The sequence below is a fragment of the Pseudanabaena yagii GIHE-NHR1 genome (genome assembly GCF_012863495.1).
Classification (GTDB): Bacteria; Cyanobacteriota; Cyanobacteriia; order Pseudanabaenales; family Pseudanabaenaceae; genus Pseudanabaena; species Pseudanabaena yagii.
This window is the reverse complement of sequence record NZ_JAAVJL010000001.1, coordinates 3,200,716-3,224,186: the sequence shown is the minus strand read 5'-3', so window position 1 is coordinate 3,224,186 and position 23,471 is coordinate 3,200,716. Positions and strand designations below refer to the sequence as shown.

General features: G+C 43.4%; 23 protein-coding genes and 1 riboswitch. Of the genes, 11 read left to right on the top strand and 12 right to left on the bottom strand.

The window, feature by feature from the left end; all coding sequences use genetic code 11:
• Nucleotides 1-118 precede the first annotated feature (118 nt).
• The 3 genes from HC246_RS14730 (at nucleotide 119) to HC246_RS14720 (ending at nucleotide 2,404) form a co-directional block, all read left to right on the top strand.
• A complete protein-coding gene (locus HC246_RS14730) occupies nucleotides 119-850 on the top strand; it encodes an SIMPL domain-containing protein (protein WP_169364035.1) in 732 nt (243 codons plus the stop codon).
• Nucleotides 851-1,071: 221 nt separating this feature from the next.
• Nucleotides 1,072-1,386, top strand: a complete 315-nt coding sequence (locus HC246_RS14725) for a hypothetical protein (RefSeq protein WP_169364034.1) — start codon at nucleotides 1,072-1,074, stop codon at nucleotides 1,384-1,386.
• A 223-nt stretch (nucleotides 1,387-1,609) separates the two neighbouring features.
• Complete coding sequence (locus HC246_RS14720; protein WP_126386155.1) at nucleotides 1,610-2,404, top strand: carbonic anhydrase; 795 nt, start codon at nucleotides 1,610-1,612, stop codon at nucleotides 2,402-2,404.
• A 26-nt stretch (nucleotides 2,405-2,430) separates the two neighbouring features.
• Here HC246_RS14720 and HC246_RS14715 read toward each other — a convergent pair whose 3' ends face one another.
• The gene (locus tag HC246_RS14715; protein WP_169364609.1) at nucleotides 2,431-2,733 is read right to left on the bottom strand and encodes an ArsR/SmtB family transcription factor; all 303 of its coding nucleotides are present in this window, start codon (nucleotides 2,731-2,733) and stop codon (nucleotides 2,431-2,433) included.
• A gap of 191 nt (nucleotides 2,734-2,924) precedes the next feature.
• On the opposite strand from HC246_RS14715, the gene HC246_RS14710 reads away from it, so the two are divergent.
• Nucleotides 2,925-4,013, top strand: coding sequence for an alkene reductase (locus HC246_RS14710; protein ID WP_169364033.1), 1,089 nt, complete (start codon nucleotides 2,925-2,927; stop codon nucleotides 4,011-4,013).
• 25 nt (nucleotides 4,014-4,038) lie between these two features.
• Here the strand turns inward: HC246_RS14710 and HC246_RS14705 are convergent, their stop codons facing one another.
• A complete protein-coding gene (locus tag HC246_RS14705) occupies nucleotides 4,039-5,274 on the bottom strand; it encodes an HD domain-containing protein (RefSeq protein ID WP_318655944.1) in 1,236 nt (411 codons plus the stop codon).
• A 353-nt stretch (nucleotides 5,275-5,627) separates the two neighbouring features.
• On the opposite strand from HC246_RS14705, the gene cpdA reads away from it, so the two are divergent.
• Nucleotides 5,628-6,452: a 3',5'-cyclic-AMP phosphodiesterase gene (cpdA, locus tag HC246_RS14700; RefSeq protein ID WP_169364032.1), complete on the top strand. Its 825-nt coding sequence runs from the start codon at nucleotides 5,628-5,630 to the stop codon at nucleotides 6,450-6,452.
• A gap of 53 nt (nucleotides 6,453-6,505) precedes the next feature.
• Entirely contained in the window at nucleotides 6,506-7,663 is a 1,158-nt protein-coding gene (proB, locus tag HC246_RS14695) for a glutamate 5-kinase (RefSeq protein WP_169364031.1), read from the top strand.
• A 13-nt stretch (nucleotides 7,664-7,676) separates the two neighbouring features.
• Here proB and hemG read toward each other — a convergent pair whose 3' ends face one another.
• The 10 genes from hemG to cbiE all read right to left on the bottom strand — a co-directional run bounded on the left by hemG (nucleotide 7,677) and on the right by cbiE (nucleotide 18,468).
• The gene (hemG, locus tag HC246_RS14690) at nucleotides 7,677-9,116 is read right to left on the bottom strand and encodes a protoporphyrinogen oxidase (protein ID WP_169364030.1); all 1,440 of its coding nucleotides are present in this window, start codon (nucleotides 9,114-9,116) and stop codon (nucleotides 7,677-7,679) included.
• Between the two features lie 153 nt (nucleotides 9,117-9,269).
• Nucleotides 9,270-9,497 (bottom strand): DUF2811 domain-containing protein, encoded by a 228-nt coding sequence (locus HC246_RS14685; protein ID WP_169364029.1) that lies wholly within the window; start codon nucleotides 9,495-9,497, stop codon nucleotides 9,270-9,272.
• Nucleotides 9,498-9,960: 463 nt separating this feature from the next.
• Nucleotides 9,961-10,392, bottom strand: a complete 432-nt coding sequence (locus HC246_RS14680; RefSeq protein WP_169364028.1) for an NfeD family protein — start codon at nucleotides 10,390-10,392, stop codon at nucleotides 9,961-9,963.
• A complete protein-coding gene (locus HC246_RS14675; protein WP_169364027.1) occupies nucleotides 10,389-11,711 on the bottom strand; it encodes an MlaD family protein in 1,323 nt (440 codons plus the stop codon). The genes HC246_RS14680 and HC246_RS14675 overlap by 4 nt, the downstream gene beginning before the upstream one ends.
• 5 nt (nucleotides 11,712-11,716) lie before the next feature.
• Nucleotides 11,717-12,550, bottom strand: a complete 834-nt coding sequence (locus tag HC246_RS14670) for an ABC transporter ATP-binding protein (protein ID WP_211167715.1) — start codon at nucleotides 12,548-12,550, stop codon at nucleotides 11,717-11,719.
• A 188-nt stretch (nucleotides 12,551-12,738) separates the two neighbouring features.
• Nucleotides 12,739-13,554: a phosphate ABC transporter ATP-binding protein PstB gene (gene pstB, locus HC246_RS14665; RefSeq protein ID WP_169364026.1), complete on the bottom strand. Its 816-nt coding sequence runs from the start codon at nucleotides 13,552-13,554 to the stop codon at nucleotides 12,739-12,741.
• A gap of 48 nt (nucleotides 13,555-13,602) precedes the next feature.
• Nucleotides 13,603-14,574, bottom strand: a complete 972-nt coding sequence (pstA, locus tag HC246_RS14660) for a phosphate ABC transporter permease PstA (RefSeq protein WP_169364025.1) — start codon at nucleotides 14,572-14,574, stop codon at nucleotides 13,603-13,605.
• Nucleotides 14,567-15,529 (bottom strand): phosphate ABC transporter permease subunit PstC, encoded by a 963-nt coding sequence (gene pstC, locus HC246_RS14655; protein ID WP_169364024.1) that lies wholly within the window; start codon nucleotides 15,527-15,529, stop codon nucleotides 14,567-14,569. Before pstC ends, pstA begins: the two co-directional genes overlap by 8 nt.
• A gap of 129 nt (nucleotides 15,530-15,658) precedes the next feature.
• Nucleotides 15,659-16,759, bottom strand: a complete 1,101-nt coding sequence (locus HC246_RS14650; RefSeq protein WP_211167822.1) for a PstS family phosphate ABC transporter substrate-binding protein — start codon at nucleotides 16,757-16,759, stop codon at nucleotides 15,659-15,661.
• 491 nt (nucleotides 16,760-17,250) lie between these two features.
• Nucleotides 17,251-18,468, bottom strand: a complete 1,218-nt coding sequence (gene cbiE, locus HC246_RS14645; RefSeq protein WP_169364022.1) for a precorrin-6y C5,15-methyltransferase (decarboxylating) subunit CbiE — start codon at nucleotides 18,466-18,468, stop codon at nucleotides 17,251-17,253.
• A gap of 119 nt (nucleotides 18,469-18,587) precedes the next feature.
• A riboswitch (cobalamin riboswitch) is annotated at nucleotides 18,588-18,771 on the top strand.
• 23 nt (nucleotides 18,772-18,794) lie between these two features.
• Here cbiE and HC246_RS14640 point away from each other — a divergent pair.
• The 5 genes from HC246_RS14640 to cobI all read left to right on the top strand — a co-directional run bounded on the left by HC246_RS14640 (nucleotide 18,795) and on the right by cobI (nucleotide 23,463).
• Complete coding sequence (locus HC246_RS14640; protein ID WP_169364021.1) at nucleotides 18,795-19,469, top strand: HupE/UreJ family protein; 675 nt, start codon at nucleotides 18,795-18,797, stop codon at nucleotides 19,467-19,469.
• 90 nt (nucleotides 19,470-19,559) lie between these two features.
• The gene (gene cobW / locus HC246_RS14635; RefSeq protein ID WP_169364020.1) at nucleotides 19,560-20,600 is read left to right on the top strand and encodes a cobalamin biosynthesis protein CobW; all 1,041 of its coding nucleotides are present in this window, start codon (nucleotides 19,560-19,562) and stop codon (nucleotides 20,598-20,600) included.
• Between the two features lie 40 nt (nucleotides 20,601-20,640).
• Nucleotides 20,641-22,113 (top strand): precorrin-3B synthase, encoded by a 1,473-nt coding sequence (gene cobG, locus HC246_RS14630; RefSeq protein ID WP_169364019.1) that lies wholly within the window; start codon nucleotides 20,641-20,643, stop codon nucleotides 22,111-22,113.
• Nucleotides 22,106-22,735 carry a precorrin-8X methylmutase gene (locus HC246_RS14625; protein WP_169364018.1) on the top strand — a complete coding sequence of 210 codons (630 nt, stop codon included), beginning with the start codon at nucleotides 22,106-22,108 and terminating at the stop codon, nucleotides 22,733-22,735. The genes cobG and HC246_RS14625 overlap by 8 nt, the downstream gene beginning before the upstream one ends.
• A complete protein-coding gene (gene cobI / locus HC246_RS14620) occupies nucleotides 22,732-23,463 on the top strand; it encodes a precorrin-2 C(20)-methyltransferase (RefSeq protein WP_169364017.1) in 732 nt (243 codons plus the stop codon). Before HC246_RS14625 ends, cobI begins: the two co-directional genes overlap by 4 nt.
• The last annotated feature ends 8 nt before the right edge of the window (nucleotides 23,464-23,471 follow it).

Below are 23,471 nucleotides of genomic sequence, written 5' to 3'. Positions count from 1 at the left end.
AGGGAACCTTGTATATTGTTGTTTCCGAAAGTGCAACCAGATGAACTCTCTATTATTTGAGTGATATCGTAAAGACAGTAGAAATGAAAATATCAAAAAATAAAAGAGAGTTAATCCTATGCGTCACTTAACTACATTCGTTCTTAGTCTTGCCTTTTGCGTTCCCTCGATCGCAATCATTGCCCCTTCCGCAAAAGCCCAAGAAAATTCGGCAAGCATTCAAGCCATTAAAAATGAGCGCGTTATCACTGTCACAGGTCGAGGTGAAAGATCCGTCAAAACCACCAAAGCGAGAATTCAACTAGGAGTAACTGCCGAGGGTAAAACCGCGATCGCTGTTCAAGAGGAAATTGGTCGTCAAGCAAATAGCATTGTTTCGCGCCTACAACAACTAGGCGTAGAGAAGCTCCAAACTACGAGCATTCAACTTAATCCTAAATATGTCTATGAAAACAATCGCCAACGTCAAGATGGATTTACGGGACAAACTACAGTCAGCTTTGTCGTAGACATTGATAAAGCAGGTTCTACCCTTGATGCGGCGGTTAACTCAGGTGCAAATCAAATTGAGCAAATCACCTTTATCGCTACGGATGCGGAGTTAAATGCTGCCAAGCAACTAGCACTTCAGGATGCGGTGAAAGATGCTCAAACTCAGTCCAATACGGTTTTGGGTGCTTTAGGTTTTACAGCCAAAACTATCAAGACAATTAATGTTGGTGAATCAGCGATCGCTTATCCAGTTGCACAATCACGTTTACAAGCATTTGCAAAGGATGCTAATTCCGTACCGATTTTAGGTGGTGAGCAGAAAGTTGATGCTTCTGTCACTTTGCAAATCACCTACTAAGTAGCTAAAAAACTATGACGCACGCTGCGCGTACGCCATAGTTTTTCACTGATGCTTAATGCTGATGTTTCCCCTAACTATCTATAAACCAAATAAGGAAAGACGGAGCAAGGCTCCACCTTTCCTTATTGAGCTTTTCTCAGCTAAATAACTATTGTTTTTTAGGACAAAATCAATAAATATTTTGTAGGAATCAAGATGCAAATTTTTCAGAGTAAGCAATGGAATTGAAGTTGACAAATATACCTGTAGCATTAAGTGATTTTGGCGCATATTTAAAAGCTAGCGGTAGAAAATTTCAATGGATTGCCCCCAAGAGAGATACCAAATTTCGGACGATCGCATGGTCAAGTGGCACGATCTTACTTTTGCGTGTGCTACTACCAAACCGCAAGTATGCAATAGCTAGAATCTATTGTGCCAATTCAGAAATCTTAAAAAAGACTCGCCAACATTTACTAAATGGCGATCGCCTCTCGGTAAAACTCGGCTTTCAATTAACGCGATCAATGTGGTGTACGATTCCTCAAGTTTAAAATTTGAGAAGTCCTACTCTTTTCCCAGTCAAGAAACAGCGGTGCGGGGCTTCGCCCCGCACCGCTGTTTCTTGGTTTTATATGTCTATTTCTTCGGTGGGAAGGGAGTATTTGGTTAGACTTTACAAATTATCGACTTGGTTTTAGTGAGAGCGCAAAGCGCTATAAACTAAATAACAATAAGCAAGCAATAAATTGCTGCATCCTGAGTCAACACTGGTATATGAGAAAGCTACTAAAGGGTTTACATAAGTTTCAATCGTCCTACTTCCCTGCCAACCAAGAAATTTTTGAACAACTCGCCGAAGGACAAAAACCGCGAGTATTGTTTATTACTTGCTCCGATTCGCGGATCGTGCCACATCTAATTACCCAGTCAGGTGTCGGTGAGCTATTTGTAATCCGCAATGCAGGAAACTTAGTACCGCCCTTTGGTGCTGCCAATGGTGGCGAAGGTGCAGCGATCGAATATGCCATTCATGCCCTCGGTATTGAGCAGGTCATTATCTGTGGACATTCTAACTGTGGCGCGATGAAGGGTTTATTGAAGCTGGAAAAACTCAGAACTGAGATGCCTCTAGTCTATGAATGGCTACAACATGCTGAGTCAACCCGTCGCCTAATTCAAGAAAACTACGCTGATACCAAGGGTGAGGAATTGCTGGCTATTACAATGGCGGAGAATGTAGTTACACAGATTGAGAATCTGAAAACTTATCCTGTTATTCGCTCAAAGTTGCATCAAAACAAGATGGCAATTTATGGCTGGATCTATGACATTGAAACAGGAGAAGTGCTTGCCTATAATCCTGAAACCGATGATTTTGAAGTGCCACAAACTCTGCTAGCTAATTCTAGTAGTGACAACAATGGACATTTTGTGCATACCGATGCGCCGCCAATTCCATCGGCATACCAAAAGACTGCACCTCAAACACCAACCAACAACCCGGGTGATTTACCCTCATGGATGCCTCGCGAACAAGCCGATCGCATCTATCGTGGTTCCGCCAGATAAATTAAAAGCAGTGCTAAGCACTGCTTTTAATTTATGCCATTCAACACAGCATCTAATAAGTTGGGAAAACGCGCATCTAAATCTTCGCGACGGAGGGAATTGTAATGCTGGGTTCCTTCTAGGCGTGTATACATAATTCCCATATCGCGCAATACCTTGAAATGATGGGACTGCGTAGATTTGCTCATTTCCAAACAGAATTCTCCGCAGGTAATCTCTTCCTGTGTTGCTAGCATTTTCACAATTTGGAGGCGTGTGGGATCGCTGAGGGCATAGAACACTCCAGTGAGAGAAATATTTTCGCGATCGGGATGTTGATATTGACGCATCACAGACAACTTTAAACAAATCTATCCAAATCATTTTGATAACGAACTAAGCTTGGTGCAGTGCATCATGCTTAGTATCTCAAAAGAAATAAATTTTAGAAAGGATACCATTACATTATTGCATAAAGTTTTATTGTTCGCCTATAATCGAACATCAGAAATCCAAACCTTCTTACATAACAATTAAACCCATGAGCGCACCTCTTCTCTCTTCAGTTAAGCTAGGTCGTTATACATTGCCTAATCGGATCGTGATGGCTCCCTTAACGCGCAATCGGGCTGCTGCTGGTAACGTGCCGACAGCATTAAACGCATTACATTACGAACAGCGTGCTTCAGCAGGATTATTAATTACTGAAGCTACACAGATTTCTCCCGAAGGCTTAGGCTATCCCAATACCCCCGGCATTCATTCTCCTGAGCAGGTTGCAGGTTGGAAACTAGTCACGGATGCGGTCCATGCCAAGGGCGGCAAAATCTTCTTACAACTTTGGCACGTAGGTAGAATCTCGCATCCAGATTTACAGCCCGATGGCAAATTGCCCGTTGCACCATCAGCGATCGCCCCAGAAGGTGAAGCCGCTACCTATACGGGGATGAAGCCCTTTGTCACACCTCGCGCTTTGGAACTAGAGGAAATTCCCCAAATCATCGAGCAATATCGCATTGGTGCAAAGAATGCTCTAGAAGCAGGATTTGATGGTGTAGAGATTCACAGTGCTAATGGCTATCTCCTCGATCAATTCTTGCAAGACAACACCAATCTTCGTACCGATATCTATGGCGGCTCAGTAGAGAATCGCACTCGTCTATTATTGGAAGTCACCGAGGCAGTAGTAGATGTATGGGGTAGCGATCGCGTTGGGGTGAGAATCTCTCCTAGTGGCACATTCAACAGTATGTATGATTCCAATCGTGCCGCGATCTTTGGCTATGCTGTGAAGAAACTAAATCGCTTTAATCTTGCCTATTTGCATTTGGTCGCACCCAGAGTCGAAGGGTTTGGCTCTGCTGAAGATCAACCCGATCTCGGTGCAGAGTTCTTCAGACCTATTTATAACGGCACGATTATTACCGCAGGTGGTTATAGCTTTGAAACTGGTAATCAAGCGATCGCCTCAGATTCTGCCGATCTCGTTGCCTTTGGTCGTCTCTACATCGCTAATCCCGATCTCGTAGAACGTTTCGCAGCAAATGCGCCATTGAATAAGCCAGATCGCAATACCTTCTACGGTGGTGATGAAAAAGGCTATACCGACTATCCCACTTGGCAAGGCTAATATCCATAAAGGGGCTTAAGCCCCTTTATGGATGCACCAACCAAGCTCTTTGAATTGGATGCACGATCGCTTGCACTAATGGCGAAAGTCGGGCTATATCCTGCAAGCCCTGTTCCGTTTGAATATTAATGCCTTGGCGATAAATGCTATAGCCCTTAGTCCTCGATACACGGATACCACAATAGTATTTTGGCTCTAGTCCCTGAGCTTGCAATTTTGCGTACCAAATATCCAGTTGTTCCTGTTGCTGAATGTCATCGAGGTGTGAGATTTCAGTGGCGTGGAATAGCTCGCGATCTAGAAAGCGTCGGCATAAATCCGCGAGAATTGCATCCTCACTATCGAGCCAGCGATGGATGTGATAGGCAAAAACTATATCATCGGAGGCAAGATATTCCTCACAGGTAAGAGTTTGCGGATCTTGGGTGAGCCAAGCGGTAATGGTGCGATCGGCAAATATTTGATTTGGAGAAAGATTTGCAGAAATTAAGGCTTTGGCTCTATGAAAAATCTTTTCTAAAACAAATCTGGCGGCTAAGTTTTTCGCATGGTTATAAACCTGTAAATACATAAAATAGCGCACCGTTAAATAATGCTCGATCGCCACGATTCCCTTGCGACCAATCACTAAATTTTGGGAAATCGGATCAAACCTTAGTGCTAACAAAATGCGATCTAAATCTAACTGTCCATACTTTGCTCCCGTGAAATAACTATCACGCTCTAAATAATCAAGGCGATCGCAATCAATTTGACTAGAAATTAATTGATAAATAAATGGGACTGGATATTTTTTCGTAAATACTTTTGCTAAATCATTTATTAAATTCGGGGAGAACCTGTCGAGAACCTCGGCAATTTTGCCAAACTTAATTAATCGCAAAGTCCAGATTTCATGGTTACTCCCAAAAACTTCTTCAGACGCATGACTATAAGCCCCATGTCCGAGATCGTGCAGCAGGGCAGCCACTAAAACCACGGTGCGATGGATTTCCAGATAAGGATATTTGATCACGATCGTCTCAAAAGCGCGACGAGTTAACGCCATGACTCCCAAAGAATGCGTAAACCTCGACCCCTCTGCCCCATGAAAGGTAAAGTAGGCAATATCTAATTGATGAATGCGTCTTAAGCGTTGAAACTCAGGTGTATCAATTAGTTGAATCAATAACGCCTCAGTGCGATCGCTACCATTCAGCGTAATCGCTCCATGAATTGGGTCATGATAAGTACGAGACTTGCCTAAAAGCATAGTATTCATAGCTTTTTGCTAGGTTTTAATTAGCTTTTAATCAGTTAAGGTTGTGATACAAATCACATCGCATCGGTTACAGCTATCATAAGTTAGGGACATGCAAGAAAATAAGGAATCAATTTTTTGTGGCGCGGCGAAGCCGCGCCACAAAAAATTTGGTTCTTTATTAAATCGCAGAACCCTTAATAGACAGATTTAAGCTTTTTGACAATATTTCTACAAATATTTATTAAGCTAAAAATAGGACAAAATCTTACCATTCAATGGGCTGAGTGGTTGTTATTTTTCTATCATTAAAAAGTAGAAATCCTCGGAACATATAGTTGCTACTAAAGCTTATTTGTACAGGCATAGGTAGTATGAAAGGCGTAATAAATTACGGTAGTTTTGTTTCCATCGCACAGTTAACCGATATCCATCTATTTGCGGATATTAATCGTTCTTTAGTGGGTATTAAAACTGAATTCTCTTTTCAAGAAGTTCTCAAACAAATAAAAAGAACTTTACCTCAGATTGATTTACTCTTATTAACAGGCGACCTCACCCAAGATGGCAGCATCGAATCCTATGAACGATTGCGTCAATCTCTAGATGATTTCGGAGTTCATGCTTACTGCTTAGCAGGGAATCATGATGACATCCCACTAATGAAAGCCCATTTACCCAGTGAATATGTGCATCTTAGCCATTCTCTAGATGTTGGTAAATGGAGAATTTTGCTACTTAGTTCTGTTGTCGTTGATGCCGTACATGGATACCTCTCAGGTGAGGAATTATCATATCTAGAGAATAGTCTCAATACCTACCCTGATCGTCCTACCATCATTGCCTTTCATCACCCTGCTGTCCCTCTCGGTTCGCAATGGATCGATGGTATTTGTTTAGAAAATCAAGATGAGTTTTGGGCAATATGCGATCGCCATCCTCAGATCGAAATAGTTTTAAATGGTCATGCCCATCAAGCCTTTGATCAAATCTATGAAACTCCTCATAATTCCGTTCGCTGCCTCGTAACTCCATCGACATGTATTCAGTTTGAACCTCAAAATGATAAGTTCCAAATTGATAGTCAGCCCCCTGGATTTCGGCACTTGTGCCTTTATCCTAATAGCACAATGGAAACGGAAGTGCATCGCCTCAAAGTAGGTAGTTTCCATCCTGATCTCGCAGCAGTAGGCTATTAAAAATGATAGGATAAAAAACCGCTTAGCGATTTTTATCCCCACCTTTAGAGCAAATGCCACCGCAGATCCCGCCCCAGATTCCACCGCAGATCGTTGTCATCAAAATTGGTACTTCTAGTCTTAGTCATCCTGAATCAGGGGATCTCCAGCTAGCGACGATCGCCAAACTCGTAGAAGCGATCGTGCATTTGCGGCGAGAAGGTCATAGTGTCGTTTTAGTCTCTTCGGGTGCAGTGGGGATTGGCTGCGGCAGACTAGGACTGAAGCAACGTCCGCGCAAAATCTCAAAAAAACAAGCGGTTGCAGCCGTTGGTCAAGGTCGTTTGATCAGGATTTATGATGACTTTTTTGGTTCGCTTCAACAACCTGTAGCTCAAGTTTTATTAACACGTGGCAATCTCATCCAACGTCAGCATTACATGAATGTTCATGCTACCTTCCATGAGTTGCTAGAACTAGGCGTTGTGCCAATTGTGAATGAGAATGATACGGTCGCTGTCGATGAATTGAAGTTTGGCGATAATGACACGCTTTCAGCTCTCGTCGCCAGTTTAATCGAAGCAGATTGGCTATTTCTTTTAACCGATGTCGATCGCCTTTATTCCGACGATCCACGACAAAATCCCGATGCTCAGCCCATTGAGTTTGTGGAATATGAGCAGCTTCAGGGACTCCGCGAAGCGATCGGCGAAAAGCAAGCCTTAGGTGCTCAAGGTGGTGGTACACAATGGGGAACTGGTGGTATGACTACCAAACTCGATGCGGCGAGAATTGCTTCGGCAGCAGGAGTGCGTACAGTGATTACGCGAGGAGCTTTCCCCGATCGCATTGCGGCGATTCTCAATGGTGAGAACTTCGGGACACAGTTTGCCGCTCAACCGAAAACTGTCAATGCCCGTAAACGCTGGATTGCCTATGGGATGGTTCCCTTAGGGAAACTCTTTCTCGATGATGGAGCTGTAAATGCAGTGATCAATAAAGGGCGATCGCTCTTACCTGCGGGAATTACGCAAGTGGAAGGGAAATTTGAGGCAAATGAATCAGTGAGTCTATGCGATCACGATGGTAAAGAAATCGCCAGAGGCATCTCAAATTACAGTAGCAGTGATATTGTTCGCATCCTCGGTTCCCAATCGGAAGACATTCCCAAATTGCTAGGCTTTGATGGCGAAGAGACAGTAATTCATCGCGATAATTTGGTGAGCTTGTAAAATTCGAGCCGAATTACTTTAAAAATGCAGCGATTTTATCTGCTTCTTGAAGACCGCGCTTAATGCAATCACCAAGCGAAACACCACCAATAAAATTTGCACTGACATACAAACCTTGTGATTTTTGCAATTCGGCTTCTATCGTCGCCAGACGATCTAAATGTCCAATTTCATACTGAGGAATTGCCTTGTCCCACACATGCACCGCGATCGCTTTAGGTTCAGCTTTCGTATCAGGACGCAGAATCGTTTTCTTGAGATCTTGATGCACCGTTTGAACGATCTCAGCTTCTGAGAGTTTTGCCAATTGAGGATCGAGAGTGCCGCCAATAAAGTTAAGTAGTAATTGCCAACCTTCAGGAGCACGTCCTGCAAATAGACTAGATGACCAGATTGTACCGAGGGTTCTTACGCCTTGCGTGCGCGGAATCAAGTTGCCGAATCCCTTCATGTCATAGGCAAATTCGCTTTTGGGATAGGCAAGTACGACACAGGCAACGGTTGGATAGAAAATCTCGCTCAGGGCTTGGCTCGCCGCAGGTAAGTAGTCTTGCAATAACTTAGCGCTCACATAGGCAGGAGTGGTCAGAACCACCGATCGCGAAGTGATTGTTTCTGCACCCGTAGGCGTATCAAACTGAGAAATGTAGATTTCGCCTTGCTTTTCTAGCGATCGCAAAGTCCATTGTTGTTTGACAGCCGTACCTTGATCTCTAAGTTTGGTAGCGATCGCTTCGGGCAGCATTTTAATACCTTGGCGGAAAGAACCCAGTTCGCCCGACTTCACCTTGGGAATATTAGGATCGTTCAGCTTTTGGGCTTTGCGTTCTTTTGCCGTCAGGATTGCCCCTGAGAGCAAACCTCCATAGCCATTTTCTAGACGGAAAATTTTAGAAAATGCGGCTCTAGCACTGAGGCGTTTAGGATCACCCGCATAGACTCCAGAGATAAAAGGCGCAACTAATCGCTCAACAGCTTGCTTACCTAGTAGGCGCGAAAAGAATTGATCAACGGATTCTTCACCACTCATTGCAGGACGCGCAAAACCTAATGCACCTAGGGCTAGACGGATTTTGCCGCCCCAAGTCAAGATTTTGGAGGCGATCGCTGTTGGAGGACTCATCGGCAAAGCATTTAACTTGCCATTGAGAAATACAAATCTTGGTAATTTACCGTCGGCAAGCACCAGTTCATCCTTGAGACCCACCTGTACGGCTAGACGTAATAACTCTGGTGCTGGTTGAAAGCTATTGGGTCCCTCTTCCCAGAGATAGCCTTCATCATTACGATTACTGGTAATTGCACCACCCACGCGATCTTGAGCTTCTGCCACTAATACACGGTAATTTTTGGCGATCGCTAGTTCATGGGCGATCGCTAAACCAGAAATTCCTGCACCAACGACAAGAACATCTAAGGGTTGATTAACTTCGGTGGGTTGAGCAGAAGTCATAGCGGGGGAGTTTTAAGTCAATTGAGCAACTCTCAGTCTAATACACTAAGCTCTTCTTGTTGAGGCTTATAGATTGGTATAAGTTCTAAAAGTTTGGATATCTAAATAGCAGTTCGCTAAATAAGGGGGATAAAGCACCCTTATTTAGCAAGCCTAAACTGAGTGATGAAATAAGGCATTCAAATAGACTTTAGCGGTGCTGCGATAGCTATGGGATGCACCACCAAGGCGATCGCTACCACCATTTTGCAATAGGAACAAAGACAAAGCAGCAGCAAATACGCGATCCTGATCCCAATCGGGGTGGGATTCTAGATAATTTTTGAGGGTTTCGTGCAGTTCTTCAGGAATTTCGGCAAGGATGCTGACAGTTGTATTCATGCTGAAACCTCAACTTTTAAACAAGTTTGATAGGAATGCCGCAACCATTTTTCAGAGGTCGGGACTTAATTGTGCGTTCAACTAGCAGATCTTGTCAACGTAACGAAAAGAGCAATACTAGTGATAAATAAACGAATCAAATTTAAAAGAATGAGCATTTTAGACCATTTTTCTTTACCTTTCTTCATATGGCTCAGGTTTCAAAAAGTTTTCCCAAGTGATGTCATCCGCCTATTAATGAATCCTTAACCAGTAAGGCAAAGACATCACCATCGATAAAATCACCTGTGGAAAACTCCCCGATATCTGTGGAAAAAGCCTCGATATCTGTGGAAAACTCTGTGGAAAACTTTTGATTTAGTAATTTTAAAATTATTTAAAATTATTTTTTTTTAATATTTGTAGGGCTTTTACATGAATATAACGACATAGTTTTAAACGACATTTTCTGGCTATTCCTGTACTATTGCAGCCAATTTTCAGGTACAACAATCAGGGTTGTGCCTTCTCTGCGTAAAACAATTACTTTTTGTTGAGCAGCGATCTCAATTCGGGGATCATCACATCTAGCTTTCCATGAAACTCCCTCATGGCGCACTCGTCCCGTTACCCCTGCGGGAATTGCCGTAATGGTGATCCCCTCACGCGCTTCTTGCAGTTGATGGGAATCTCTGGGAATAAATCGTCGTGAAACCATGACCAAAAGCCCTGAGATCAGCATCCAAGCTAATACTTGCAGGGCAGGCAAGGAAATAATTAAGGCGATCGCGGCGACACATAAAGCGGCAATCCCCATCGCGCCCGCAATCAAAAAAGTTGGCAAAGGCACTAGCAACTCGATCGCGCATAGTGCCATCCCAATAATTAGCCAAACTTGACTAGGTGGTAAGTTCATTGATCGCTTGAGCTATCAAAATTAGAACCCTCTGTTAAGGAGCTAGCTCCAGATTTAGTTGTTTTACTAATGGTTGTACTGGGGGTAGGGCTATTAATTTTGACCTTCTCTTTGTCCAAAGACTTTTCGCGCCTTTCGCGATCATCGGTAGCAGGCTTAATCACTTTACTGCGCGCAACTTCGACATTAGTTGGTAATTTCTCGGTCGCAGTTTCACTAGGACGCGAATTGCTGGCTGTCGGTAAGTTATCAAGATTAGGAGCCGTAGATAATAAACCTCCTAAACCATTAATCAAATTACGAATATTGCTCCGCAGCTTGGGATCTCCCGTTAGTTCATCCAAATCCGCCGTAATCTTCTTGGCATTAGCAAAGGTTGCCCGCGCTGAATCTAGGGTTTCTCGCAGGGAGGCAATGGTTGCAGGATCGCTCAATTCTCCTGTGACCTTCCGTAGGTTTGCCGATGTTTCCGCCGCATTGTCTGCGAGTTTTTGCAAATTAGCGATCAGTTTACCGTCATTGAGGAGGGGTTTCGCACTAGCCAAGAGCGATCGTGCCTCTCGCGAAGCTGCCGCAATCCCATCTAGAGTTTGCGCTAATTTCTCGCGATTGACCTCGATTAAATCTTGAGCACTATTGGCAACACTGCCCACCTTATTCGCCGCACCACTAATCGCATCAGCCGTATCGCCAAACTTCACGATCTGGTTTTCAAACGTACCGACTACGCGGTTAGCCGAATCAGTCAATTTTTGGATACTTTTTGCGGTCGCTTTTGCCGAAATTAAAGTGTCATTGAGATTGTCGATCAGACTTTGGTCATTGATTTTACGGAGGGTGGCGCTCATATCCTTGAGAAGCGCCGTAAAGCTCACGCCCCTTGAGCCTTCAATTTGTCCGCCTTGGCAAATGATCAGATCATTGTTGCAGTCCTTGGCTAAGGGATTAAGGTTTGGCTCAAGTGTCACCTTATCCTTAGGTGGAAAAATATCAATATTGGTATTTCCCAAAAAACCACTCTGGTTAGTCTCGGCTACGGACTGTTTCGGGATAATTAATTTGGAGTTTTCAACGCTTACCAGTACATCAACGCCTTCAGCTTGAGCAGTTAAGGATGCGACCCTTCCGATTTCGACACCACGAAACCTCACTACGGAGCCAGTATTTAACCCACTAGCATCAGGCAATTTAATCGTAAATGTAAACTTAGAACTATTTAGTTGCAGCCCGCGCAACCATAACAATGCACCGCCAAGAGCAACTACTCCACCGATGATAAATAAGCCAAGCGCACCGTCGCGTAATGTTTTTCGCTGCACAAGCCTTATACCTCCTTAGTCAAAAGTTGAATTGGTCCTTCAGTACTGCCACTAAAGAATTGTCTAACATACGGGTTATCTGCCGTATCAATTGTACTCACGTTTCCTGCATAGCGTACCGATCCGCGATATAAAACCATCAGGCGATCGGCGGTACGACGGATCGTACTGTCTTGGTGTGTCACCACAATGTAACTATCACATACCTGTTGCTCCCTGAGCGATCGCATCAAGTCCTCGATAATTGTCGAAGCCACAGGATCAAGTCCTGCGGTCGGTTCATCGTAGAGCAGTACTTTTTTCGCTTGATTCTTGGCAGTGGGATCGTCCATAATCGCACGGGCAAAACTCACCCGTTTTCGCATCCCTCCCGATAGTTGGCTCGGATAGCGATCGCTAATATTTTCTAGTCCCACCAAAGCTAATTTTTGTTCAACCAGTCGATAAATTTCACGGCGGGATAATCGTGAATGCTCAAATAAGGAAAAGCCTACATTTTCAGCCACCGTCAGCGAGTCAAATAACGCTGCATTCTGAAATACCATGCCAATGTTGAGACCATAGTTACCTTCTTGAATATCTTCCTCAGACTCAACAAGGTTGCCATTGATATAAACTTCACCAGCATCGGCAGTCAGCAATCCACAAATTACCCGCAAAATTGTTGATTTACCTGTACCAGAAGGACCAATAATGGCGATCGCTTCTCCAGAATGTACAGCCAGATCAACACCGTTAAGGACAGGGTTTTGCCCAAAGCTCTTATGAATCCCACGCAGTTCTAGCAAGGGTGTAACCACATTGCTACTGTTTTTGGTCAGAGATCTAACTGGCTCCATCGGTATTTATTGCTGATTAAGAAAGATAGCTCTACAAAAAACTAACATTTTTTCAGAAACATTTCCTAAAAAAGCCAAAAAGAAAAGGACGCAAAGCGTCCTTTTCTTTGTTGAAGTACAGAGACAATTGTTTGTAGTACGGCTTTGCCGTAACACAAACAATTGTCTCTGTATCAAATTGCAAAATTCTAACCAAATCTACCGCTAATGTACTCTTCGGTAGCGACTTGCTTGGGACTGCTAAAAATTACGGAAGTGCGATCGATTTCCACCAATTTACCAGTACGCTTACCAGTTTCGCTGAGTTCAGTATTAAAGAACGCAGTCATATCTGCCGATCGCGAAGCTTGTTGCATATTGTGAGTCACAATTACCAGTGTATACTTCTGCTTTAGCTCTTGCATCAATTCTTCAATGCGAAGGGTTGAGATTGGATCAAGAGCCGAGCAAGGCTCATCCATTAAGATTACCTGTGGCTCGACGGCGATTGCTCTAGCAATACATAGCCGTTGTTGCTGTCCACCAGAAAGAGCTAAACCACTTTCATTTAGTTTGTCCTTTACCTCATCCCAAATCGCGGCTGATCGCAAAGATTTTTCAACCAAATCAGCCATATCGTTTTTAGAACCCTTAAATCCATTAATTCGAGGGCCAAAGGCAATATTTTCATAGATAGACTTTGGGAAAGGATTAGGACGTTGGAATACCATCCCAATATGACGACGAACTGCTACGGGATCGATTTTAGGATCGTAAAGGTTATGTCCATTAAAGGTAATTTTCCCCCTAACTTTTGCCCCCTCGATTAAATCATTGAGACGATTAAAACATCTCAGGATTGTACTCTTACCACATCCCGAAGGTCCAATAAATGCGGTAATTTGATTTTTGGCGATTTCTAAGTTAACACCCGCTACTGCTGGTGAGTTGGAGCTATAGAAAACATTAACGTCTTCAACCTTTAAAACTGCCTGATTGTCGGAAATGCTGTTGCTTAAGTTCATTGTAAAAAACCAAATTCGTTAGATTTATCTTTCATCAAATACTCTGAATTACTTTGCCCGACTGCGTAGAAAGATTGCGATCAAATTCATACCTAAAACCAAAACCAAAAGCACTACAATCCCAGCCGAAGCTAGTATCTGAAATTCTGCCTTAGGATCACCCACCCATTCATAGATTTGGTAAGGCAGCACTGAGAAGAAGTTATCGTTTGACCACAATGTATCAGTAAATACATCTCCTATCTTACCACTGAACAAAGCTCCAAAGTTGATGGGGGAAGCTTTGGGATCGAATAGAACCGTACCAGCACCAAGAACAACAATCGGTGCAGTCTCACCGATACCTCTAGAAGTAGAGATAATCACCGCAGTCAAAATGCCTGGTAATGCCGCAGGTAAAACATGATGGCGAATCGTCTGCCACTTAGTTGCGCCCACTCCGTAGGAAGCTTGCCGTATTGATTGAGGCACTGCCCTAATAGCCTCTCTGGAAATCACGATTACGGGCGGTAAAATTAGTAAGGTAATCGTTAGAATACCTGTAACCAATACTGCTCGACCGCTATACAAGCCACGAACAAATAGACCTAATCCCAATAGTCCATAGATAATTGAGGGAATACCAGCTAAGTTATAAATATTCAACTCGATTAACTCGGTGAACCAATTTTTCTTAGCATACTCTTCTAAATAAATTGCTGAGCAAACGCCAAGGGGAATTACTAAGAGCAATACATAGGAAAGCATCGCAATAGATCCCAAAATCGCAGCCCTATACCCAGACTCTGAAGGTCGGCGCGATGGGTATAGCTGAAACAATTCCGTATTGAGACGACTAGAACCGTCATTAACTACATTGAAGATTAATACGGCGAGGACAAGTAAACCAAGTAAAGTTGCAAAGATACAAAATCCTGCAAAAATTTTGCCCCATAGCTGTCTAGATTCTAACTTTGGGTCAAATTTCGATTCGCCTGATTGTCCATCAAATGTATCTAATATGTCTGAACCGTTACTCATAGGTTTCTTGGAAACGTTTGCTAATTTGCTTACTGATAATATTTAGAAGGAGCGTAATCAGAAATAGGGTCATGCCAACCGCAAAAAGGGCTTCGTATTCCACACTCCCAACTCGTGAGTCACCCTTGGCAACTTGAGCGATATATGCGGTCATCGTACCAACTGTTTGCCTAGGATCGAGGGTCAAGATCGGTCTTTGTCCTGCCGCGATCGCGACAATCATCGTTTCCCCAACTGCACGGGATATGCCCAGAATGATCGCCGCACAAATACCTGATAAGGCGGCAGGCAGCACAACATTTGTCGATACTTCCTTTTTAGTTGATCCAAGTCCATAGGCGGCTTCCCGTAGGGATCTAGGAACCGCGATCATTGCATCAGTACTAATTGAAGCGATTGTCGGGATAATCATTACCCCCATAATCAAACCCGCACTGAGAGCGTTGAAACCTTGAAGTCCGGGAATAATTTTGTTTAACAGTGGCGTAATAAATGTAAGGGCAAAGTAGCCATAGACTACTGTTGGTACACCTGCAAGTAGCTCAATCACTGGGCGCAAAAATTTCCCTAACTTGGGGGTCGCGTATTCCGACAAGTAAATGGCTGTAGCCAGCCCTAGAGGGGTTGCGACAATCATGGCGATCAGCGCCACCATCATTGTGCCGTTAACAGTCGGCCATACACAAAAACTTTTTTCGGCAAATTGAGGTGTCCAGCTACAGCTATAACTCCCATTTTCTAGGGTCTTACCAAATAAAAATTCGGTGATACTTGCCTTACTAAAAAAGCTGATGGTTTCTGAGGCAAGTACATAAACAATCGCTAGAGTTGTTAGTACAGAAATAAAAGCGCAAAAAAGCAATGCATAGCCAATTGCATTTTCACGAATATTGCGATCGGATCTTTGATAGATATCTAATGAATCTGGTTCAGGACTATTCACAGAATTTGACATTTAAAGTTTCCTAACCATACAAATAAACAATTAAAGCCCCCCTCGTCTAGTTGTGTATTCTAAGTTAGAGATAAGGATTGCTAATCACCAACTTAGAATTTAGAGAGAAGGGCTAATTTATCTAAAAGACTACTTCAAGTCTTTAGCCAACAATTCAGCTACAGAAACCCCAGCAGGAGCATCCATAAAGGTTGAACCTACAGCAGCTTTGGTGAAGCGCTCTTTTACCTTGGTTAGAGCATCACCGGGAAGGGGAACGTAACCTACTTCCTTGACGAGCTTTTCATCCTTGTTCAAGTAAAACTCAATGAAAGCCTTAACTTCAGGACGTGCGATCGCTTTCTTGCTGACATAGATAAACAGTGGACGAGACAGTGGAGCATATTTGCCAGAGTTAATATTTTCAGCAGTTGGAGATACACAACCCTTACCACCATCAACTTCAACAGCATTTAGCTTCTTAGCGTTTTCTTCATAGTAAGAAACTCCAAAGAATCCAATCGCACCCTTGCCGCCTTGAACACCTTTAACGATGATGTTGTCATCTTCACTAGGCTGGTAGTCCTTACGAATCACTTTTGACTTACCATTAATAGCTTCGGTAAAGTAGTCAAAGGTTCCAGAGTCAGCACCAGCGCCAAAGAGGGCAATTGTTTCTTTGGGGAAATCAGGACGAATTTGATCCCAAGAGGTGATCTTGCCTTCTGCGTCAGGTTCCCACATCTTCTTAAGCTCGGCAACTGTCAAACACTTTGCCCAAGTATTTTCTTTGTTGACAACTACAGTCAATCCGTCAACAGCAATAGGTAGTTCGATAAACTCTACGCCAGCCTTTTGACAATCTTCAGCTTCTTTCTTCTTAATTGGACGAGATGCATTAGAAATGTCGGTATCTCCAGAACAGAATTTCTTAAATCCGCCACCAGTACCGCTTGTACCGACAGGAACTTTAACACCAGGATTTGATTTTGCAAAGTCTTCGGCAACTGCTTTGCTGATCGGTGCAACTGTGCTAGAACCATCAACGGTGATGTTGCCAGATAGGTTGGAAGGAGCTTTAGCTGGTTCCTTAGCTGGTTCCTTAGCCGCCGTTGTGGTGGTTGCTGCGGGGCTAGTTGCACTAGGAGTACTAGGTTTGGTGTCGCTTCCGCTACAGGATGCAAGTGTTGCGGCTAGTGTAACGCCTGCTACAAAAGTTGCGACACTACGATTGATATTCTTTTTGGACATCATAGAAATCTTACTGCGATTATATCTGTTACGGTTGACTGGGCATTTAAATCTAGACAAATTTGATACTAAACTGCATCCGTCAACCAAAGGTTAAGGACTGTTAAAGTTGAGGTTAAGTTTAGTGAGCTAAAAAGTTTCGCGTTAAGATTTGGTTGCAAAATAAGATTTTTTTCTTAAATACTTGTCTTGCATTATTTAAGCATCTTAAAATAATGTCAGTTCGGGTTAAGCTAGCTAGGCATAATTAAAAAATAGAGCCAAAAACTGTAGCGCACGCTGCGCGCTACAGTTTTTGGGATTTCATATTTAATTGCGCCCAACTACTTATTTGCACGTAAAGCACATAATAAACACATAAATAGGGGAGTATGTCTTAATGCAAATGGCTTATATAGCAATGTGAATTCAAGCAGGTAGTGACAATGAATTGCCACTACCTGCGTTCTTAAAGATTGGCTAAATTGAAATGAAAAGTATCGTACATTTTCCTATGGCTTGATCACTAGCCATTGAGTGACTGGTCGCATTGGTTTCCAACCTAAAAAAGAACTGATCGCTTCGGCACGACTGATCGAGATCTGCGTAAACGTGCCACCATATTCTTGTTGCCATTGAAATAATTTCTGCTCCCCCTCAAGGGTGACAACGTTAGCAACTAAGCGCCCCTGCGATCGCAAATTTTCCCAGCAAGTCTCGAATAAATCAGGAACAGTTGCACCACCACCGATAAAGATCGCGTCAGGTGTGGGTAAACCCTGCAAAACTTCGGGAGCTTTACCCTCAATAATTTTGAGATTGGGCGTACCAAGAGCGATCGCATTTTCAGCGATGAAATGGGTGCGGGACTTTTCGATGGCGATTGCTTGACAACGGGGATGACTTCGCATCCATTCAATGCCAATCGAACCGCAACCCGCCCCGACATCCCAAAGTAATTCGCCAGCATTGGGGGCAAGGGTAGATAGGGTAATTGCTCTGACCTCGCGTTTAGTTAGCTGTCCATCATGACAAAAAGCATCATCGGGAAGTCCTACCATCCGCGATAGAATTTTTGCTTCAAGATTGGGAATACATTCCACAGCGATCGCATTGAGGTCGGCAAATTCAGGAAAGTTTTGAAATTGATTAGCGACATTAGAAATAATGCGTTCTTTCGTGCCGTTGAGATGTTCTAAGACTGTAATTTTGCTATTACTGAAATGGCGATCGCAGAGCATATTTGCCACAATCTGCGGTGTTTCTTTTCCCGAACTTAGGATTAGCAGTTTAGCATTTGGATAGATATAGGACTGTAAAAGCGAAGATGGACGACCGCATAGGCTCAGGGTTTCCACTTCATTCAATGACCAACCTAATCGCGCACAAATCAAACTAAAAGTAGAAGGTGAGGGAATAATCGCTATTTCCTCAATGGGAATTCTCTTTAATAAAGTTGTTCCAATCCCAAACCAAAGGGGATCGCCACTGGCTAAAATACATACCGATTTACCCCGTAAATTAATGATTTGCTGAATGGTTGACTCAATCGGCGATGCCCAAACTATGCGCGATCGCCGATCTTCTGGAAATTCTGGCAACATCGCTAAATGGCGATCGCCACCTACTAATATCTCGGCATGATCAATTAGCGATCGGGCGGCTGGGCTTAGTCCCCCTAAACCATCCTCACCGATACCAATAATCTTTAGCCATTTTTCACTGGTCATCGACACAATTTATAAATCTATTAAGTATTTTTTCGCAAGGCAGTCAAATTATTGTAAAGTCAAAGACTGTTCTAGTTTTAACGGGGAACAGCCGTTAACAGATGTAATTGTTTCTATGACTTGATTCTAAGCTTCTTAGCCCAAAATTATTCTCAAAGATACAAAATTGCAAATGGGGAAAGTTTGGTGAAAGTCCAACGCTGTACCGCAACTGTAAAGGATGCCTCAGTAATATCGTTTTCCGAAGGAAAATGATATTACTATTCCCAAAGTCAGGATGCCCGCTAGAACTAGTTTAATTTGTCCATATCTGCGAGTTACAGAGTATGAATTTGTCTAAAATTTTCGCTTCGGTTCAATCTAAAGCATTAGCGATCGCTTTTGCTTTTAGCTTTTTGGTATTTGCTAGCCCCGCATCGGCACACCACGCGATGGGGGGCAAAACACCAAGCAACTTTTTTGAAGGCTTCCTATCAGGCTTGGCGCACCCTGTGATTGGTGTCGATCACCTTGCTTTCATTGTGGTCGTTGGTTTGTTTGCCGCACTTAAGCCTCAAGGTATTTTTATTCCCCTATCCTTTGTTTTGTCGGCAATGCTCGGCACGGGAATACATTTGTTAGGTGTCTCGCTTCCAGTGGTTGAACTGATTGTTTCAGGCTCGATTTTGCTATTTGGAATTTTGTTGGCAGCTAAGAATAGCCCCAACCTATTAGTCATGGTTGCTCTGTCGGCAGTAGCTGGACTATTTCATGGTTATGCTTACGGTGAAGCAATTTTTGGCGCACAAACTACGGCTTTAGTGGCTTATTTAGTGGGCTTTACCACAATTCAGTTAGTGATTTCCAGTGCTGCTTTCTTTGTTGGGCAGAAAGTCCTCCAAGGTGATTTTTCTCAAGTATCGCCTAGCCTCAAGTCAGCAGGTTTAGTAATTTGCGGAATCGGTGCAGCATTTTTTGCATCAAATCTTTCTTCTTTGATTCTCCCAGTGCCTAAGGGTTAAATCATTTTTCAAAGGTAGGGGCAATTCATGAATTGCCCCTACCTTTGAAATTTTTGCAATATGGGCTTTTAAAGTTTTTTAGAGAGAATTATGGCAGCGAAAATACCTGTAACTGTGATTACTGGTTTTTTGGGTAGTGGTAAAACTACCCTCATTCGAGAGCAGTTACAAAATAACCAAGGTCGGCGCATTGCTGTACTGGTGAATGAATTTGGCGAGATCGGCATAGATGGCGATTTGCTGCGTTCTTGTCGCGTTTGCGATGAAGATGGCACAGAGGTTACGCCCAATATTGTGGAATTGACCAATGGCTGTCTTTGCTGCACGGTGCAAGAGGAATTTTTGCCAACGATGCAGGAGTTGCTAAAAAGGCGCGATCGCATTGATTGCATTCTCATCGAAACCTCTGGCTTAGCATTGCCCAAACCCTTAATCCAAGCCTTCCGTTGGCAAGAAATTCGCAATGGGGCGACGGTTGACGGTGTGATTGCAGTAGTCGATTGTGAAGCAGTGGCTAGCGGCAAATTGGTAGGCGATTTGGACGTGCTCAATGCTCAGCGTCAAGAAGATCCCAATCTCGATCATGAAACTCCCATTGAAGAGCTATTTGAAGATCAGTTAGCCTGTGCGGATCTGGTTTTATTGACTAAAACGGATTTGGTGGATGTTGAAGCTCAAAACAAAGTCCATTCATGGCTTAAGCAGGAATTGCGCGATGGCGTTAAGGTGATTGCTTGCGATGAAGGCAAAATTAGCTCGGAGATTCTCTTAGGCTTTAATGAGGCGGTTGAGGATAATTTAGATTCGCGTCCAAGCCATCACGACCATGAAGAAGAACATGAGCATGATGATGATATTAATTCGATTAATATCGTGACCGATCGCGCCTTTGAGCCGACGCAGTTATTAACATCGCTAAAACAAGCGATCGCCGATCAAGAGATCTATCGGATTAAGGGCTTTGTCAATGTCCCGAACAAGCCAATGCGAATGGTGCTACAAGGCGTAGGCGATCGCCTCGAAACATCTTATGATCGCCTATGGTCTAGTGATGAACCTCGCCAAACTCGGTTGGTATTTATCGGTCAAGGTCTAGAGCGATCGCAAATTGAAGCGGCGCTAAGTTTATAAAAATTTTGCAGGCACGTTGCGCCTGCAAAATAAGTTATTTTTGGAATTTTCTCAATTGCAATCTACTACAGCTATTTGTCCCAGTCTCTTTAATGCCACCACTGCTCAAGATGGCATTCTTTCGCGTATCCGTTTACCTGCGGGATTAATTACCTCTACTCAATGTGAAGTTCTCGTACAGGTTGTCAATCAATTTGGTAATGGTGAAATCCAAATTACCAATCGCGCAAATCTGCAAATCCGCACTAGTCGAGCTTTGCCTGAAGAAGTGCTGCTAGATTTTCAAGACTATGGACTTGCATCTAGTGCTGAAAGTACTGATGGTTTGCGGAATATGATGGCTAGTCCCAGTGCGGGGATCGATACCCATGCCAAAATAAATATAATTCCATTGGTTAAAGCATGGAATTTCTATCTATTACAGCATCCTGAATTAGCGATTCTTTCTAATAAATTTAGCATTTGTTTTGATGGCGGCGAAGCGATTAGAGTAAGCGATCGCCCCAATGATATTTGTTTGGTAGCTGTTGAAATTAATGGCGAGATTTATTTTGATTTGCATTTAGGCTTAGGCGATCGCGGCGATTCGCCAGCACTAGTTGGTGTTTTAATCCCTCACAACCAAGTCTTGGAAGTTCTTGCGGCGCTAGCAGAAGTTTATCGACAATATACCCAGCAACAGCTAGAGCAGAAAATCCATTTGCGATCGCGTCCACCTAGATTGAGAGATTTGCTTCATGATTGGGGCGTGAAAAAGTATTTAGAGCTAGTTGCAGAGAAACTAGGTTACACATTAAAACCCTCACCCCTAGCCCCTCTCCCATTAAGGGAGAGGGGAACAAGAGCGTTTGAGGTTTATGAGCATTTAGGAATTCATGCACAAAAGCAATCGGGACTTTTCTATATTGGTGTTGTCATTCCATTAGGAAGATTAACTTCCCGTCAATTACAAGGATTAGCAAAGCTTGCTAAACAATATGGTGGTGGGGCTTTGCGATTAACACCTTGGCAAAATTTATTGATTACGGATATTGCGGAAGCTGATCTTGAGCAGGTAACGCAAGAGATTTTGAACTTGGGATTGTATATTTCAGCTCATCATCCCTATGCCGCGATCGCAGCTTGTTCTGGCTATAAAGGATGCAAGTCAGCCTTTACGGATACACAAGCTGATGCCAAAGCGATCGCCTCCCACCTAGAGAAATGTATTCAACTGGATTATCCAATTAATTTGCATGTTTCAGGATGCGATAAATCTTGCGCTCAGCATCATGTAAGCGATATTGCGATTGTAGGACAAGCCTCTGCAACTTACAAAGTTTATGTTGGTGATGGCGAAATTAATTTCGGAAGAGAACTCTATGCAGAATATGCGGCTGATGAGCTACCGCAACTAATGGAACGGTTGATCAATATCTATCAAAACCAACGCCAGAATCCTGATCAGAGTTTTCGTGAATTTGTGAATCAGTGTAATTTGCAAGAATTAAGGGAAGTGATCAGCCATGCTTGATTACATTCGTGATGGTAATGAAATCTATCGTAAATCCTTTGCTACAATTCGCTCTGAGGCAAATCTATCAATCTTGCCACAGGATTTAGAAGTGGTGGCGGTGCGCCTCATTCATTCCTGTGGGATGACCGATATTGTTAACGATCTCGCCTATTCTGAAGATGTGGTTAAAATCAGTAGAGAAGCATTGAAAAATGGCGCAAATATTCTCTGTGACGCACAAATGGTGGCTAATGGAGTTACTCGTAAGCGTTTACCAGCGAATAATGCGGTAATTTGCACTCTCAATGAACCTGAAGTTCCCGACCTTGCCAAACAAATTGGTAATACGCGATCGGCAGCAGCGATGGAACTTTGGCGATCGCATATTGAAGGATCGATTATAGCGATCGGTAATGCGCCTACAGCACTATTTCGACTCTTAGAATTGCTTGATGACGGTTTTCCGAAGCCAGCCGTTATACTAGGATTCCCCGTTGGTTTTGTCGGTGCGATCGAGTCAAAAGCAGCTTTAGCGGAAAATAGTCGTGGTGTCCCCTTTTTGACCATTCACGGTCGGCGTGGGGGAAGTGCGATGTGCGCCGCCGCCTTGAATGCTTTAGCTATGGAGAATGAGCTATGAAACCCGTTGAACCAGTTGAGAATGAAGTCAAAAAAGGAAATTTATATGGGCTAGGCATTGGACCTGGCGATCCAGAGCTATTGACCATTAAGGCACATCGCATCTTAACCTCAGTTCCCGTAATCGCCTATCCGACGATGGAAAGCGGCAAGGTTTTTGCGAGGGCGATCGTTGCTGACTTTATCCGTCCTGATCAGATCGAAGTACCGATGCCTCTTCCCTTTAGCGTAGAAAGATCTTCACAACCTTATTACGATATCGGCGCTGAGAAAATCGCCGAACATTTAGAAGCTGGGCGCGATGTTGCTGTGCTGTGCGAAGGCGAGCCAATGCTTTACGGCTCATTTATGTATATTTTTAATCGTCTTTCTAAGCGCTTTCATACCGAAGTCATCCCCGGCATATCTTCCACCTTTGCCAGTGCTGCCATGCTCGGTGCGCCTCTCACTTTTCGCAATGACGTATTGAGCATTATGCCTGCGACTTTGGAAGCAGAGACTTTACGCGATCGCCTAGCGGTTGCTGATGCGGCTGTAATTATTAAACTTGGCAGACATTTTGCAAAAATCAAAACGATTTTGCAAGAATTAAATCTCTTTGAAAGGGCTTTGTATATCGAACGGGCAACTTTGCCCAATCAAGTAATTAAGCCAATCGCTGAAGTTGATCCCGATAACGTTCCCTATTGGGCAATCGTGATGATTCCCAGCCAAACTAATCCTCAATAAAAAAGTGG